The following is a 14351-nucleotide window of genomic DNA, read 5'->3' as shown; positions in this document are numbered from 1 at the left end:
CCTCAATTGTCATTTTAACAACCATTAAAATTAAATTCTTTAAAAATCAACAAAATAAAAACTGGCACGCCCTGTGCAATAGCAAAGGAAACTTTCTGAACCTGTTGAGGAATCAAAATGAGCATTCACGTTAAAAATAATATTACCTGGGTAGGCCAACGTGACTGGGAAGTACGGGATTTTCATGGGACCGAATATAAAACGCTGCGCGGCAGCAGCTATAACAGTTATCTGATCAAAGAAGAGAAAAACGTCCTGATCGATACCGTTGACCATAAGTTCAGCCGTGAATTCGTGACGAACCTGATGCAGGAGATCGATCTGGATAAGATCGATTACATCATCATTAATCATGCGGAAGAGGACCATGCCGGCGCGCTGACCGAGCTGATGACGCGGATTCCTAATACGCCGATCTACTGCACCGAAAACGCTATCGATTCGATTAACGGCCATCATCACCATCCGGAATGGAATTTTAACGTGGTGAAAACCGGCGACACGCTGGATATCGGTAACGGCAAAAAGCTGATCTTTGTGGAAACGCCGATGCTGCACTGGCCGGACAGCATGATGACCTACCTGACTGAGGATGCGGTGCTGTTCAGCAACGACGCTTTCGGTCAGCACTATTGCGACGAACATCTGTTTAATGACGAAGTGGATCAGGTAGAGCTGTTCGAACAGTGCCAGCGTTACTACGCCAACATCCTGACGCCGTTCAGCCGCCTGGTGACGCCGAAAATTAATGAGATCCTCGGCTTTAACCTGCCGGTGAGCATGATCGCTACCTCGCACGGCGTGGTATGGCGAGATAACCCAACGCAGATTGTCGAGCTTTACCTGAAATGGGCGGCAGATTATCAGGAAGACCGCATCACTATCTTCTACGACACCATGTCCAACAATACCCGCATGATGGCCGATGCCATTGCTCAGGGCATTACCGAAGTTGACCCACGCGTAGCGGTAAAAATCTTTAACGTGGCGCGCAGCGACAAAAACGAAATCCTGACCAACGTTTTCCGCTCAAAAGGCGTGCTGGTGGGCACCTCTACCATGAACAACGTGATGATGCCGAAAATCGCCGGTTTGGTGGAAGAGATGACCGGCCTGCGCTTCCGCAACAAACACGCCAGCGCCTTTGGCTCACACGGCTGGAGCGGCGGCGCGGTGGATCGTCTCTCTACTCGTCTACAGGACGCAGGCTTTGAGATGTCGCTGAGCCTGAAAACCAAATGGCGCCCGGACGGCAACGCGCTGGAAGCGTGCCGCGAGCATGGCCGCACCATTGCCCGCCAGTGGGCGCTTTCTCCGCTACCGGAAAAAACCGCACAGCCAAAACCGGTGGATGAACCTGCCGCCGCGCTGGACGTTGCGGTTAGCGCCGCCCCGGAAAGCGCCGCCGCAGGCGATGCCGGACAAAAAATGATCTGTAGCGTTTGCCTGTGGGTGTATGACCCGGCGACCGGCGAAGATTCTCAGGACGTTGCGCCGGGCACCGCCTGGGCTGACGTGCCGGACGATTTCCTCTGCCCGGAATGCGGCATGGGCAAAGACGTTTTTGACCCGTACGAGGGCTAAGAACATGTCATCAGAAATTATCATTATCGGCTCTGGCTTTGCCGCCCGCCAGCTGATTAAAAATCTGCGTCAGCAGAATAAAGAGGTGGCTATTCGCCTGATTGCAGCAGACAGCTGCGATGAGTACCACAAGCCAGAACTGAGCCACGTCTTCTCGCTGGCGCAGCGGGCCGATGATTTAACCCGCGTCACCGCCGCCGAGTATGCCGAGAAAAACAACGTCATGCTGCATCCGCATACACGGGTCACGCGCATTGACGCCGCCGCGCACCGCATTGAGACCACGGCGGGCGACTTCTCTTACGGCAAGCTGGTGCTGGCTACCGGCGCCGAGGCGCTGGTGCCGCCCATCAATGGCAGCGAGCTGATGTATACCCTGAACAGCCAGCAGGAGTATCGCCAGTGTGAAGAGAACCTGCAGGGCGCGCAACGCGTGCTGCTGCTTGGCGGCGGGCTGATCGGCACCGAACTGGCGATGGACCTTAACCGCGCCGGTAAACAGGTGACGGTAGTCGATCGCAGCGGCGGCCTGTTATCCGCGCTGATGCCGCCGGAAATCAGCGCCCGTTTGCAACATCGCCTACTGCAAGCAGGCGTAGAGATGCGTTTTAACTGCGAGCTGGCTTCGCTGGCGTGCCATCACGATACGCTGGTCGCCACGCTAAGCAACGGTCAGCAGCTTACCTGCGATGCGGCGGTGTGCGCTATTGGCCTGCGGCCGAATATCGCCCTGGCGCAGCAGGCTGGCCTGGCAACGCGACGCGGCATTGTAGTAGACGATCGGCTAACCACGTCGCATCCCGATATTTTTGCGCTGGGCGACTGTGCAGAGATTCAGGGCAAGCTGATGCCGTACCTGCAGCCGGCCCAGTTGGCAGCGATGACGCTGGCGAAAAACCTGACCGGCAACAGCGCCAGCCTGAGCCTGCCGGCGATGCTGGTCAGGGTTAAAACGCCGGATCTGCCGCTGCACCTGGCTGGTAATGCCGGTAATGCGGAGCTGAACTGGGAGATGCAGTTCAGTAAAGCGGGCATCGTGGCGAAAGGGCTGGACGCCGCCGGACAGCTAAAAGCGTTCGTGGTCAGTGAAGATCATATGAAGCAGGCGCTTCCCTTGCTGAAACAGTTAAGCCGTTAAACACGGAGTCAAACATGACCGACCTGATTTGTTATCAAACGCTGCCGCGCTGGACCAGTGATACCCTGCCATCCGCCTGGCAGCAGCCTTACCGCACCGAGGCGGGCAGCTGGGCGCAGCCAAAGCTGTATAAAGGCACGCTGGATCTCGCCCTGCTGACTGAGCTGGGCGAAATAACCGAGACCTTAACTTTAACCGCAGATTCCCAACCGCCGCGCCTGGGGCCGGAACAGCTGCACCGCGTTACCGGTTTCAGCCCGGACCTGGAGTGTCAGCTGGCGCTTTACTGTAAGCCGGAGGATTACTATCACCGCCGCTATCAGCTGACGCCGACGCATTCCGAGGTGGTGGAAGCGGCAAAAATCATTCCGCCGGGGCGCGTGCTGGATTTGGGCTGCGGCAATGGGCGCAACGTGCTTTATCTGCACCAGAAGGGTTTTGAGGTTGAAGGCTGGGACAAAAACAGCGACAGCCTGAACGGCCTGCGGCAGATTATCGCCACCGAAGAGCTGGAAGGCATTCGTCTGCAGCAGTGCGATTTAAATCAGGTGGTGATTGAGAAGCAGTACGATTTCCTGCTGTCGACCGTGGTGATGATGTTTTTGCAGCCGGAGACGATTCCCGGGCTGATTGCTCAGATGCAGCAGGCCACCGCGCCGGGCGGCCACAATCTGATTGTCGCGGCGATGAGCACGCCGGACTATCCCTGCCCGATGCCGTTCCCCTTTACCTTTAGCCGTAGCGAGCTGCTGGGCTATTATGACGGCTGGGATATTGTGAAGTATAACGAAAACCCCGGCGCGCTGCATAAAACCGACGCGCAAGGTAATCGTATTAAGCTGCGCTTCGCGACGCTGCTGGCGCGTAAGCCGCGTTAAAGATGAAGGGTTAAGAGTGGAAGGTAAAAGCCTGGCGCAGCCGGGCTTATTGTTTAAGGATTACCAATTAAACAGTGCGCCGGTTGCCTTGTTTAATGTTTCGTAGCTGATCTTAGCCATTTGGCTATCAGGTTCGGGACGCGTTGAAGATGAATATGATGTCTGGTTGCCTGGAACTCACCCGGCCCCACTGCCAGAGCCGGTGATTATGCAGACGCTGAGGGTAGCTATTATGACTGCGCAACATCATAAGCCAGAGACAGGCACGTCCACACCCCGCCGTTACATCATGGGTTATATCCGGGAACAGCGGAAGTTTGAGTCGTCGCTCTCCATTACCCTTAAAGGCCGATGGAGGACGGCGCTGGGGTTTGAGACCGGCCAGAAGATCGAGGTGATCGCCGGGCCGGGCCAGTTGATCATCCGGCTGGCCGGGAAGAAATAGCTGACGGGTCTAAGTAAAATCCCGGCCTGGTAGCCGGGATCTATTTATCAGCCGGGAAGTTTAGACAGTAAACTGTTTACTTTTTCTGTATCTTCAGGATGAAGCCTCAGATACTTTTCACACGCCAGACGAGTATATTTAAGACCAACTTCTTCTGGTACTATTATTTCTCCTTCCCAGACACCAAACATGATTCCTTCAAAATGGCTATCAGGATCTGGATCGTTTTTATCGGGAAAGATGCAATAAGTTTCATTCACTCCGCATCCAGTTTTACTTATAATATAAGGAAGCATCCATAAAAACTTTCCCTGCAAATTCATGGAATTAAAATAATCCTTAATGACCCATTCAGGATCATTATCATAATCTATCTTTTTAAAAATATATTCATTCATTATTTAGTCACCGGGAAAAAGTTCTCTACTGTTCCTGTAGTTTGATCTAAATAAACTTGGAACTTAATTCCACCTGCTGTTGCAGTGTACTCTCGTTGGTAATGACTCCAACTTATTGATAGTGTTTTATGTTCAGATAATGCCCGATGACTTTGTCATGCAGCTCCACCGATTTTGAGAACGACAGCGACTTCCGTCCCAGCCGTGCCAGGTGCTGCCTCAGATTCAGGTTATGCCGCTCAATTCGCTGCGTATATCGCTTGCTGATTACGTGCAGCTTTCCCTTCAGGCGGGATTCATACAGCGGCCAGCCATCCGTCATCCATATCACCACGTCAAAGGGTGACAGCAGGCTCATAAGACGCCCCAGCGTCGCCATAGTGCGTTCACCGAATACGTGCGCAACAACCGTCTTCCGGAGCCTGTCATACGCGTAAAACAGCCAGCGCTGGCGCGATTTAGCCCCGACATAGCCCCACTGTTCGTCCATTTCCGCGCAGACGATGACGTCACTGCCCGGCTGTATGCGCGAGGTTACCGACTGCGGCCTGAGTTTTTTAAGTGACGTAAAATCGTGTTGAGGCCAACGCCCATAATGCGGGCAGTTGCCCGGCATCCAACGCCATTCATGGCCATATCAATGATTTTCTGGTGCGTACCGGGTTGAGAAGCGGTGTAAGTGAACTGCAGTTGCCATGTTTTACGGCAGTGAGAGCAGAGATAGCGCTGATGTCCGGCGGTGCTTTTGCCGTTACGCACCACCCCGTCAGTAGCTGAACAGGAGGGACAGCTGATAGAAACAGAAGCCACTGGAGCACCTCAAAAACACCATCATACACTAAATCAGTAAGTTGGCAGCATCACCGAAATATTTAAAGATTGAGAATGCAACTATAAAAAATATCGTGCCACATAATGATTTGATAAATCTCGTTCTCGTTGCTACCACCAGCAGGAAGCTCCATAAGTAAATGCGCCCATGCCCGCGCCAGATACAACGTTGCACTGCGAAATAGTTAATTCTTGCATAATGTTTAAACTCCTTTTTAAAATAATTTGAATGTTGCGTTGGATTTATATCAATGTAAATTAACTTTTTTTGTGAGGTATATCAGATTTATATATTAGTAATATTTCGATATATTTAATCCTGTTCCGCCGAGCACATTAGCAAACTAAGCATAGTTGTTCTAAAAATGGCGACTAATCCGGCCACGACAAAAGCCCCGGGTAAAATTGGAGCTTTATTGTTTGCACCTTGCTTGAGTAGATAACAAGGTCAAACGTTATCCCTCCAGAATATTATTTTGTGAAGTGTGTCCGCTTTTGTTGGTAACGATCGGCAAATTCAGGCTATTTTGCTGCCGGAATAAGCCACGCTGGTATAAGCATCGACAGGCGGGATGCGCCTGCCTGCCGACGCGCCAGGCTAAAAACTATGCGCCTTTATGGGTGTTGACCACCTGTCCGATGCCCTTGCCCTGCAGCTCTTCTGCCGGATCGGCGAAGAAATCGATATTGAAATAGGTGTCGTCGGTCAGCAGTTCCACATGATGCCAGTACTCGGGCGGGCTAATGCCGAAATGCCCTTCTTCAATTACCACTTCGATTTCCGGCGTTTCATCATGTTCGCTGGCAAAACCATAATATTTCACCGCGCCGCGCATCACAGAGAGGCGGCCGTACACGCCCTTTTTGGTATTGTGGTGGGTCAGCAGCGCGCGCGGCACGCTCTCTTTATTCCAAAACGGCGTGGAACGGGTATGGACGAAATGTTCAGGAATGCGATGTGCCATGATGAGATCCTCTTATTTTATCATTAATGCTTTAGTTATTCTTTTATTGCAACCCCTGTGCCAGCTCCCATAAAAACATTAATATCAAAAAGTTACTTTAAAACCGCCGCGTTTAATTGTTAAAAAGACGCGACTCTATGCTGTCTTTTTGACAGCAGATTGTCATGCCGACAATGCGCTGCCGCAGGCTAAAGCTTATATGACGGCACACGATCAGCCTGCGCCTTTTACTGTCGGCCCGCGCAACTTCTGTTAAACTGAGCGCCGCAAACCCGCCTGATTAGAGATTTTCCCGTGACTGCTTTTTCCACCCTGACGCAACTGCCCGCCAGCCAGCTCGATAACCTGCGCGAAATGGGCTTCGACGCCATGACGCCCATTCAGGCCGCCGCCCTGCCCGCCATTCTTGACGGTCGCGACGTGCGCGCCCAGGCAAAAACCGGCAGCGGCAAGACCGCTGCGTTTGGGCTGGGCATCCTGCAACACATTGATACCGCGCAATATCAGACCCAGTCGCTGGTGCTGTGCCCTACGCGCGAGCTGGCTGAACAAGTCAGCAATGAGCTGCGTCGTCTGGCGCGTTTTACGCGCAACATTAAAATTCTGACGCTGTGTGGCGGCCAGCCGGTTGCCGCCCAGCGCGACTCGCTGGTCCATGCGCCGCATATTGTGGTGGGCACGCCGGGCCGTATTCTTGATCATCTGAAGCGCGAAACGCTGGATCTTTCTCACCTGCGCTCGCTGGTGCTGGACGAAGCGGACCGCATGCTGGAGATGGGCTTCCTGGAAGATATGGAAGTGATTGTCAGCCATACGCCGCCGCAGCGTCAGACGCTGCTGTTTTCCGCGACCTGGCCGCACGGCATCATCGCTATCAGCAAGCGTTTCCAGCGTGAAGCGCTCTCTATCGCCACGGAAGATGTCACCGAGCTGCCAACCATTGAGCAATATTTTTATGAAGCGAGCGGCCGGGAAAAATTACCGCTGCTGATCGCCCTGCTCAGTCAGCAGCAGCCCGCCTCCTGCGTGGTTTTCTGCAATACCAAACGCGAGTGCGACGATATCGCCGCCGCACTGGAGAGCAGCAATATCAGCGCGCTGGCGCTACATGGCGATCTGGAACAGCGCGACCGCGACCGGGTGCTGATCCGCTTTGCTAATGGCAGCTGTCGGGTACTGGTCGCCACTGACGTCGCCGCGCGCGGGCTGGATATTAAAGCGCTGGCGATGGTGGTGAACTATCAGCTCTCTTTCGATCCGGAAGTGCATGTTCACCGTATCGGCCGCACCGCGCGCGCCGGTGAACAGGGTACGGCAGTCAGCTTTGTCGCGCCGGATGAGATGGTGCGCGCGCACGCGCTGGAGGATTTTTTACAGCAAACGCTGAACTGGGTCTCTTCCGCTACGCTGAAAAATCAGCCGCAGCAGGCACTGCCCGCCGCGATGATGACGCTCTGTATCGACGGTGGCCGTAAGGCGAAAATCCGTCCGGGCGATATTCTTGGTGCGCTCACCGGCGAGGCGGGATTCAGCGCCGATCTGATCGGCAAGATTGATTTAACCCCAACGCACGCCTATGTCGCGATCGCCGCTGACCAGGCGAAAGCGGCGCTGATTAAGCTCAAACAGGGTAAAATCAAAGGCAAAAGCTGCCGCGCCATTCTACTGAAATAACGCTCTGCGGCGCGCTTTTGGTTAACCGAAAGCGCGCCAGCGGGCAAATCATTAACAAGTTTCCGGCGTCACCTTCTGCTCGCCATCCGTACCGCTACTCTCCATGGTCTGCAATGCGCTCTGCAGCTGGACGAACAGTTTTTCATCGGCCGCGCTCCACATCTCTCCTTTTCCTTTCAGCAGTTCACGTAACAGCGTTGACCACTGTCCCACACGAACCCACTCTTCTGAAGACAAAACGGGTGACGATGCTTTCTCTGCTACAACAGCCATAAACAACTCCATAAATCAATGATGCCGCTAAAGCCGAATGTCGGCGGTAGGCTATGTTAATTCAGAGAGGTAACGCTTTCCCAGCGATCGGCCTGAAGCGCGTGATTTTCCAGATTTTCTTTAGCTGCGCTGACAATAACGTCTACCCTTTATCGGGGAAGAATCAGATAAGAAAGGGAGTGACGTAAGCTATGGTTGTGAACAGTATTGTTTACCGCAACGGAAAGCGGGGAGAAGTGATTGCTCCCGAAAATATCAGTGACGTGATCAATGATCCGGATACCTTTATCTGGCTGGGCCTGTATCAGCCCGATCCGCCGTTTATGAAAAAAATGCAGGAGGAGTTTGGCCTGCACGAACTGGCGATAGAGGATGCTCTCACCGCCCACCAGCGTCCTAAAATTGAACAGTATGGCGAGTCGCTGTTTATCGTGTTGAAAACCGCCCATTTGACGGAAGTGAACCGCATTGAATTTGGCGAAACCCACTTCTTCGTCAGTGAAAAATTCCTGATTTCCGTGCGTCACGGCGCGTCAGACAGCTATGCGCCGATCCGCCAGCGGGCGGAAGAGCGTAGCGAAATGCTGAGCAAAGGCGTTGGCTTTGCGCTCTACTGCATTTTTGACTTTATCGTGGATAACTACAGCAATATCACCGCCGCGCTCGGCGGACGCATCAATGAACTGGAAGGGGCGATGTTCCGCACTGAGTTCGATCGTCGGTCGGTACAGGAGGTTTATACGTTGCGCCGTCAGCTGCTGGCGTTACGCAACGCGGCGATGCCGGTTGATGAAATATGTAATCAGCTGATCCGCCTGCATGAAAATATTATCCCCAAACCGCTGCGCGCCTATATCCGTGACGTGCAGGACCATGCGCATCATGTGGTGACCGATACCGATGATATGCGTGAAATCCTGACCAACGCCATGCATGTGAACCTGGCGCTGGTGACAGTGCAGCAGAATGAAGTGGTGAAAAAGCTGGCGGGCTGGGGAGCGATTCTGGTGATCCCGACGGTGATTTTCAGCATGTACGGCATGAACTTTGAAAGCATGCCGGAGATACATTCGCCATACGGTTATCCGATTGCCATTATCGGCACGCTATTCATTTGCTTTGTGCTGTGGCGGCGGCTGAAACGCGCCGGATGGCTGTAGCTCAACCTTCTCGTTTGTTTTACGCCGGTTGAGCTTTGGCTGGCCTGGCACGCGGCGCAGGCGATGCTTGCGCCGCGTGGTGGTCAGTTAGCCTTCGCTTAAGCCGAACGTAGCTTAAATACGCCAACGCTTTCCAGCAGTTTTTCCGCCTGCAACTGCAGCGACTGCGCCGCCGCCGTCGATTCCTGCGACAACGAGGCGTTTTGCTGGGTGGCGGTATCCATCTGCGTGACCGCGATGTTGACCTGATCGATGCCGGAGCTCTGTTCCGCGCTGGCCGCCGACACGCTCTCCATCAGCTCGCTGACGCGTTTCACGCCGGTAATAATCTCCGCCATGGTCACGCCCGCGCTTTTCACCAATTCGTTGCCTTCCGCCACGCAGCTTACCGAGCGGTCAATCAACCGACGAATATCCTGCGCGGCGCTGGCTGAACGCTGCGCCAGCGCCCGCACTTCGGCGGCCACTACCGCAAAGCCGCGTCCCTCAACGCCTGCGCGTGCTGCCTCTACCGCCGCATTGAGCGCCAGAATATTGGTCTGGAAAGCGATGCCGTCGATGACGCTGATAATGTCGTTAATCTGCTGAGAAGAGTGGTGAATTTCACTCATGGTCTGTACCACTTTTTCTACCACTTCGCCGCCCTGCCCGGCCATTTTGCTGGTGTCATTAGCGATGGCGCTGGCATGACCGGCATTCTGGGCATTGTTTTTTACCACTGACGTTAGCTCTTCCATCGAAGCGGCGGTCTGTTCCAGCGCGCTGGCCTGCGATTCATTGCGTGAAGAGAGTTCGCGGCTGCCGTTAGCGATCTGTATCGAGGCGGTAGCAATGGTTTCGGTACCGTTACGTACCCCAGCGACGATCGTTGCCAGGTTATCATTCATTTCGCGCAGCGCCGACATCAGCTCGGCGGTTTCATCCCGTCCCTGCGGCGTGATCACCGTTTGCAGATCGCCCGACGCAACGGTACGCGCTACCGATACCGCCGCTTTCAACGGATGGGTAATGCTGCGCACCAGCCACCAGGTAACCAGGCCGCCGGCCAACAGGATCGCTAACATGGTGGCCCAGAGTATATTGCGGGTCTGCTTATATTGCGCCAGATTGCGCTCGGACATTTGCTGGTTCAGAAGCTCAGCATGCGCCAGGGTGCGCGTGACCACTTCGTCGATCATTTTGGTCGGTTCACGATCGATGCCGGAAACCAGATGATCCACGCGCTGGGCGCTGCTGGGATCGGCAATATTATATTGCTGCAGCGCAGTGAGATATTGCTGTTGCAGATCGGCATGTAACCGTAGCGTCTGTTGCACTACTTCCGGGCTCATGCCAATTTCCTGCTGTAACGTGAGCAGCTTACGCAGTAACGCCTGGGTTTGTTCGCTCTGTTTTAAAAAGGCGGCACGATATTTATCGAATTCCGCCTCGCTCTGGGTGCCGCGCAGCAGGATGTTTTTCCACTCCTGCACCTGCAGTTTGAACTGCACCTGCGCATTACGTGCGGTATCGATACTCTCGGCTACACGCGTTTCGCTGGCCATAATAACGTTAATTTTTTCCAGCCCGTCGGCATTAACGTTAATGCCGTGTAGCCCGCAAAAGAGCGTAGCCAGCAGCAGCAAAGTGGCAAGGAAACCGAGTCGTTGCCCGATTTTGAATTGATTAAGTTTCATACTTTTCCCGTGGTGATAAAAACGCGGCCAATACGGTGCGCTTTAAGGGTTATCGACCGCAAACACACGGGGCTTTATGGCTAGCGCAAGAGAATAAACGCGCCACGACCAGCAGAAGGATATTATCGGGTGGCGCGCCGCGCTATTAATTCGGCATTAAGACAGGCACCGGCCCAACGGAATCGCGAATAACCAGCGTTCCGGTTAACCCTTGCGCTGGCCTGTCAGGCGACAGACCGACAATTTGCTCTACCGCGCACTGGATCATCTGCTCAATCGGCGTATCCAGCGTGGTCAGCGATGGGGAAAAATAGTGGCCGATTTTGGCATTATCAAACCCGGCGACGGAGATATCTTGCGGCACCCTTAGCCCACGATCTTTCAGCGCCTTGATCGCGCCCAGCGCCATATCATCGTTGGCGGCGAGGATAGCGGTAAAGGGCGCGGCGCCATCTATTAGCGTCAACGCCGCCTGATAACCACTCTCCATACTCCAGTCGCCCTGCGCCACCAGCGCGGCGCAGTCAGGATGAACGTTATCCCGCCAGGCCTGCTGACGCGCGGTGTTGCTCGGCGACGGCATTTTGCCGCCAATCCAGGCAATGTGGGTATGCCCCTGGCTCAGCAGATAATCCATCACGATTTCGCCGCCGCGATAGTGATCGATAAAGATGTTGCGGTCAGGACAAACGCTTAACCGCTGATTCAAAATCATCACCGGCATCGGGCTTTCATTAATGATTTTTTCCAGCTCCGCATGCGGAGTATGGCGGGCATAGACCATCACCCCGGCGCATTTCATCCGTACCAGAAAATCGATGGCGTTAATCTCTTCGTCAGCAGAGTGTTTGCCATCGGCAAAAATCAGCCGATGATCGTGCTGCTCGCAAAATTTCGCCGCGTTATACACCAGCGTGGAGAAAAAGGGGCCGTTATACACTTCATTGGTGATCACCAAACCAATCATGCTGGTTTTTTGCGTCGCCAGCTGTTGCGCCAGCAGGTTAGGACGATAGCCCGTCTCGGCAATCGCCTTATACACCAGCGCTTTGATCTCCTCCCTGACAACGTTTTTATTGTTTAAAACGCGCGATACCGTTGATTTGGATACCCCGGCACAGCGCGCGACGTCCAGCATTGTCACCATTACAGCCTCGCTTATAGACAGAACGATCCCCCACACCGGGAACGGCTAAAACGACGCTAGTATATCAAAGATCGGCGCTTAGCTGACCGCCATCACCGGCGTGCCGCAGGCGACCGGGCCGTTATTGATATATTTGGTCATCTGGTACTCCTCGCTGTTGATCACCAGAAAAGGCGTAGTGATGTCATAGCCGGCGGCGATCACGTCGCGGCGTTGAAACCGAATCAGCGGCGTGCCTGCGCTAACCTTATCGCCAACCTTAACCAGGGTAGAAAAATGTTGGCCGCCCAGCTTTACCGTATCCAGCCCAATATGTATCAGCAGCTCCGCGCCGTTAGCGCACAGCAAACCAACGGCATGATGGCTATCCACCGTGCTTGCCACCTCGGCGTCACAAGGAGAGACGATAACGTCCTCTTCCGGCACGATGGCGACGCCGTCGCCCAGCAGGCCACCGGAGAAGGTTTCATCACTTACCTCCGCCAACGGTAGCGCTTTGCCCGCTACCGGGCTCATTAGCGTTAAGGCAGCCGAGGCCGCGCGGTGAGAAACGGTAGCGGGGGCGGCCGTTTTGCCTGCGGCTTTTGGCGCAGCGGCGGATGTCGCGCCTGCGGCGGTCGCAGATCCTGGCGCGGTGCCCGTCTCCGCTTTGACTTCCGGTTCTTTAAAGCCTACAAGGAAAACCAGCGCAAAGGTCACCACCAGCGTGACCAGCACGCCCGTAACCTCACCGATAAATGACATCGGATTGTCCGGGCTGATGGCGTTCACAATGGTTAACACGCCCGGCAAACCGGCATAGGCATAGTAATAGCTGCCGAACAGGCTGGTAACGATCGCCCCGACCGCGCCGCCGATACAGCCGCAGATAAAGGGCTTTTTCAGCTTCAGCGTGACGCCATAAATGGCAGGCTCGGTAATACCAAATACCCCGGTCAGCCCGGCAGACCAGGCCACGGTTTTAAAGCCGCGCTGCTTCGCTTTCAGCGCGCAGGCAAAGGCGGCCGCCATCTGCCCAACCACCGCCATCGTCTGGAACGCCTGGAAGGAATCGCGCCCGTGCAAGTCAAAGTTTGCCATTACCACTGGCGTAATGCCCCAGTGAACGCCAAAGATAACAATAACCTGCCATACGCCGCCAATCACCGCCGCCGCCAGCGCGGGCGCGGTGTCAAACAGCCAGTTATAGCCCCAGGCGATGCCATTAGCCAGGCCCGAGGTCACCGGCCCAATCAGTACCAGCGTCAGCGGCACCATAATTACCGCGCAAATCAGCGGCGTGAACAGCGGCGCGATCACCTGCGGCAGCTTGCGCTCAACAAAACGTTCAAGATAAGAAAGGGCCAGCACCAGGAACAGCGGCGGTAAAACCGATGAGGTATACACCGTTTCCGCCAGCGGCAAAGAGAAAAAGGTGACCGCGTCGCCTTTCGCGATCTGCGCGGCGATAACCGCCCAGTCTGGATTGATCAGCGCGCAGCAGCAGAACAGAGCAATAAACATATTGCATTTAAAAAATTTCGCGGCGGTAACGGCAATAAAGACCGGCAGGAAAGCAAAGGGCGTCCAGGAGATAAAGTTAAGCACGCTAAAGGCGCCGGTTTGCTGAAACGCAGGCAGGAACCAGTTAACGGTAATCAGGATACCCTGCAAAATACCGGCGGCCGCCAGCACATAGATAATCGGCGCAAACACCGCGGACATGGTAGCGATCACCGTATCGAAGAAGCGTCGTTTCTCATGGCTGTTTTGTAGCTTATCGGGATCGACGATAGCCGCCAGCGCATCGTAAACATCCGCTACGTGGGTGCCGATCACTACCTGGAACTGACCGCCGCTCAGCACGACGGTAATCACGCCGGGCAGCTGTTTAACCTTTTCGACTGCGCCAGCAGGCACATCTTTCAGTACCAGACGCAGACGCGTCGCGCAGCGGGTAAAGCCGATCAGGTTCGTCTCTCCGCCCGTTTCATTCAGAATATCAGAGGCTAATTTAGAATAATCTCTTATTTTTCCCATGGTGATTCCCTGCCGCTCAGTAGTTGCAACCGGTTTCATCCTGGCATCGACAGGGCTTTCTGCAACCGGTTTCAAAAGGAACTGTGCATCGCATCGCAGTTTTTTATCAGGGCGTCACGGACAGGATCGATACAGGGGAAAGCCGGGCGGCCTTCCCCAAATG

Annotated in this window: 13 protein-coding genes; 6 read left to right on the top strand and 7 right to left on the bottom strand. The window is 54.5% G+C overall.

Annotated elements, in window-relative coordinates; translation table 11 throughout:
* Positions 1 to 117 precede the first annotated feature (117 nt).
* The 4 genes from norV to K6958_RS05465 all read left to right on the top strand — a co-directional run bounded on the left by norV (position 118) and on the right by K6958_RS05465 (position 4045).
* On the top strand, positions 118 to 1584 hold the full coding sequence (norV, locus tag K6958_RS05480) for an anaerobic nitric oxide reductase flavorubredoxin (RefSeq protein WP_249893714.1): 1467 nt from the start codon (positions 118 to 120) through the stop codon (positions 1582 to 1584).
* Between the two features lie 4 nt (positions 1585 to 1588).
* The gene (norW, locus tag K6958_RS05475; RefSeq protein WP_249893713.1) at positions 1589 to 2722 is read left to right on the top strand and encodes an NADH:flavorubredoxin reductase NorW; all 1134 of its coding nucleotides are present in this window, start codon (positions 1589 to 1591) and stop codon (positions 2720 to 2722) included.
* 14 nt (positions 2723 to 2736) lie between these two features.
* Positions 2737 to 3600: an SAM-dependent methyltransferase TehB gene (gene tehB / locus K6958_RS05470; RefSeq protein ID WP_249893712.1), complete on the top strand. Its 864-nt coding sequence runs from the start codon at positions 2737 to 2739 to the stop codon at positions 3598 to 3600.
* 232 nt (positions 3601 to 3832) lie between these two features.
* On the top strand, positions 3833 to 4045 hold the full coding sequence (locus K6958_RS05465; protein WP_249893711.1) for a SymE family type I addiction module toxin: 213 nt from the start codon (positions 3833 to 3835) through the stop codon (positions 4043 to 4045).
* 47 nt (positions 4046 to 4092) lie between these two features.
* On the opposite strand, the gene cdiI is transcribed toward K6958_RS05465, so the two are convergent.
* The 3 genes from cdiI to K6958_RS05450 form a co-directional block, all read right to left on the bottom strand.
* A complete protein-coding gene (gene cdiI / locus K6958_RS05460; RefSeq protein WP_249893710.1) occupies positions 4093 to 4443 on the bottom strand; it encodes a ribonuclease toxin immunity protein CdiI in 351 nt (116 codons plus the stop codon).
* A 112-nt stretch (positions 4444 to 4555) separates the two neighbouring features.
* A protein-coding gene (locus K6958_RS05455; RefSeq protein ID WP_103215986.1) for an IS1-like element IS1A family transposase occupies positions 4556 to 5253 on the bottom strand; the annotation gives its coding sequence in 2 pieces (ribosomal slippage) (positions 4556 to 5004 and positions 5004 to 5253; 699 coding nt in all).
* Between the two features lie 626 nt (positions 5254 to 5879).
* Entirely contained in the window at positions 5880 to 6239 is a 360-nt protein-coding gene (locus K6958_RS05450) for a TehB family protein (RefSeq protein ID WP_249893709.1), read from the bottom strand.
* 294 nt (positions 6240 to 6533) lie between these two features.
* On the opposite strand from K6958_RS05450, the gene dbpA reads away from it, so the two are divergent.
* Entirely contained in the window at positions 6534 to 7913 is a 1380-nt protein-coding gene (dbpA, locus tag K6958_RS05445) for an ATP-dependent RNA helicase DbpA (RefSeq protein ID WP_249893708.1), read from the top strand.
* 51 nt (positions 7914 to 7964) lie between these two features.
* On the opposite strand, the gene K6958_RS05440 is transcribed toward dbpA, so the two are convergent.
* Positions 7965 to 8186, bottom strand: coding sequence for a hypothetical protein (locus K6958_RS05440; protein WP_249893707.1), 222 nt, complete (start codon positions 8184 to 8186; stop codon positions 7965 to 7967).
* A 191-nt stretch (positions 8187 to 8377) separates the two neighbouring features.
* Here K6958_RS05440 and K6958_RS05435 point away from each other — a divergent pair, with 191 nt between their 5' ends.
* Complete coding sequence (locus tag K6958_RS05435) at positions 8378 to 9346, top strand: magnesium and cobalt transport protein CorA (RefSeq protein WP_249893706.1); 969 nt, start codon at positions 8378 to 8380, stop codon at positions 9344 to 9346.
* 98 nt (positions 9347 to 9444) lie between these two features.
* Here the strand turns inward: K6958_RS05435 and K6958_RS05430 are convergent, their stop codons facing one another.
* The 3 genes from K6958_RS05430 to K6958_RS05420 all read right to left on the bottom strand — a co-directional run bounded on the left by K6958_RS05430 (position 9445) and on the right by K6958_RS05420 (position 14188).
* Positions 9445 to 11022, bottom strand: a complete 1578-nt coding sequence (locus K6958_RS05430) for a methyl-accepting chemotaxis protein (RefSeq protein ID WP_249893705.1) — start codon at positions 11020 to 11022, stop codon at positions 9445 to 9447.
* A 145-nt stretch (positions 11023 to 11167) separates the two neighbouring features.
* Entirely contained in the window at positions 11168 to 12169 is a 1002-nt protein-coding gene (locus tag K6958_RS05425) for a LacI family DNA-binding transcriptional regulator (RefSeq protein WP_249893704.1), read from the bottom strand.
* A 78-nt stretch (positions 12170 to 12247) separates the two neighbouring features.
* Positions 12248 to 14188 (bottom strand): glucose PTS transporter subunit IIA, encoded by a 1941-nt coding sequence (locus K6958_RS05420; protein ID WP_249893703.1) that lies wholly within the window; start codon positions 14186 to 14188, stop codon positions 12248 to 12250.
* Positions 14189 to 14351: the final 163 nt, after the last annotated feature.

The sequence above is a fragment of the Mixta hanseatica genome (assembly GCF_023517775.1).
Lineage (GTDB): Bacteria > Pseudomonadota > Gammaproteobacteria > Enterobacterales > Enterobacteriaceae > Mixta > Mixta hanseatica.
This window is presented reverse-complemented; position numbering and strand designations above follow the sequence as displayed.

Bases quoted from the DNA above. Each gene is read 5' to 3' on its own strand.
- K6958_RS05465 (WP_249893711.1), top strand. From the start codon at position 3,833: ATGACTGCGCAACATCATAAGCCAGAGACAGGCACGTCCACACCCCGC.
- norW (WP_249893713.1), top strand. From the start codon at position 1,589: ATGTCATCAGAAATTATCATTATCGGCTCTGGCTTTGCCGCCCGCCAG.
- norV (WP_249893714.1), top strand. From the start codon at position 118: ATGAGCATTCACGTTAAAAATAATATTACCTGGGTAGGCCAACGTGAC.
- K6958_RS05420 (WP_249893703.1), bottom strand. From the start codon at position 14,188: ATGGGAAAAATAAGAGATTATTCTAAATTAGCCTCTGATATTCTGAAT.
- K6958_RS05450 (WP_249893709.1), bottom strand. From the start codon at position 6,239: ATGGCACATCGCATTCCTGAACATTTCGTCCATACCCGTTCCACGCCG.
- K6958_RS05435 (WP_249893706.1), top strand. From the start codon at position 8,378: ATGGTTGTGAACAGTATTGTTTACCGCAACGGAAAGCGGGGAGAAGTG.
- K6958_RS05425 (WP_249893704.1), bottom strand. From the start codon at position 12,169: ATGGTGACAATGCTGGACGTCGCGCGCTGTGCCGGGGTATCCAAATCA.
- tehB (WP_249893712.1), top strand. From the start codon at position 2,737: ATGACCGACCTGATTTGTTATCAAACGCTGCCGCGCTGGACCAGTGAT.
- cdiI (WP_249893710.1), bottom strand. From the start codon at position 4,443: ATGAATGAATATATTTTTAAAAAGATAGATTATGATAATGATCCTGAA.
- K6958_RS05430 (WP_249893705.1), bottom strand. From the start codon at position 11,022: ATGAAACTTAATCAATTCAAAATCGGGCAACGACTCGGTTTCCTTGCC.
- K6958_RS05440 (WP_249893707.1), bottom strand. From the start codon at position 8,186: ATGGCTGTTGTAGCAGAGAAAGCATCGTCACCCGTTTTGTCTTCAGAA.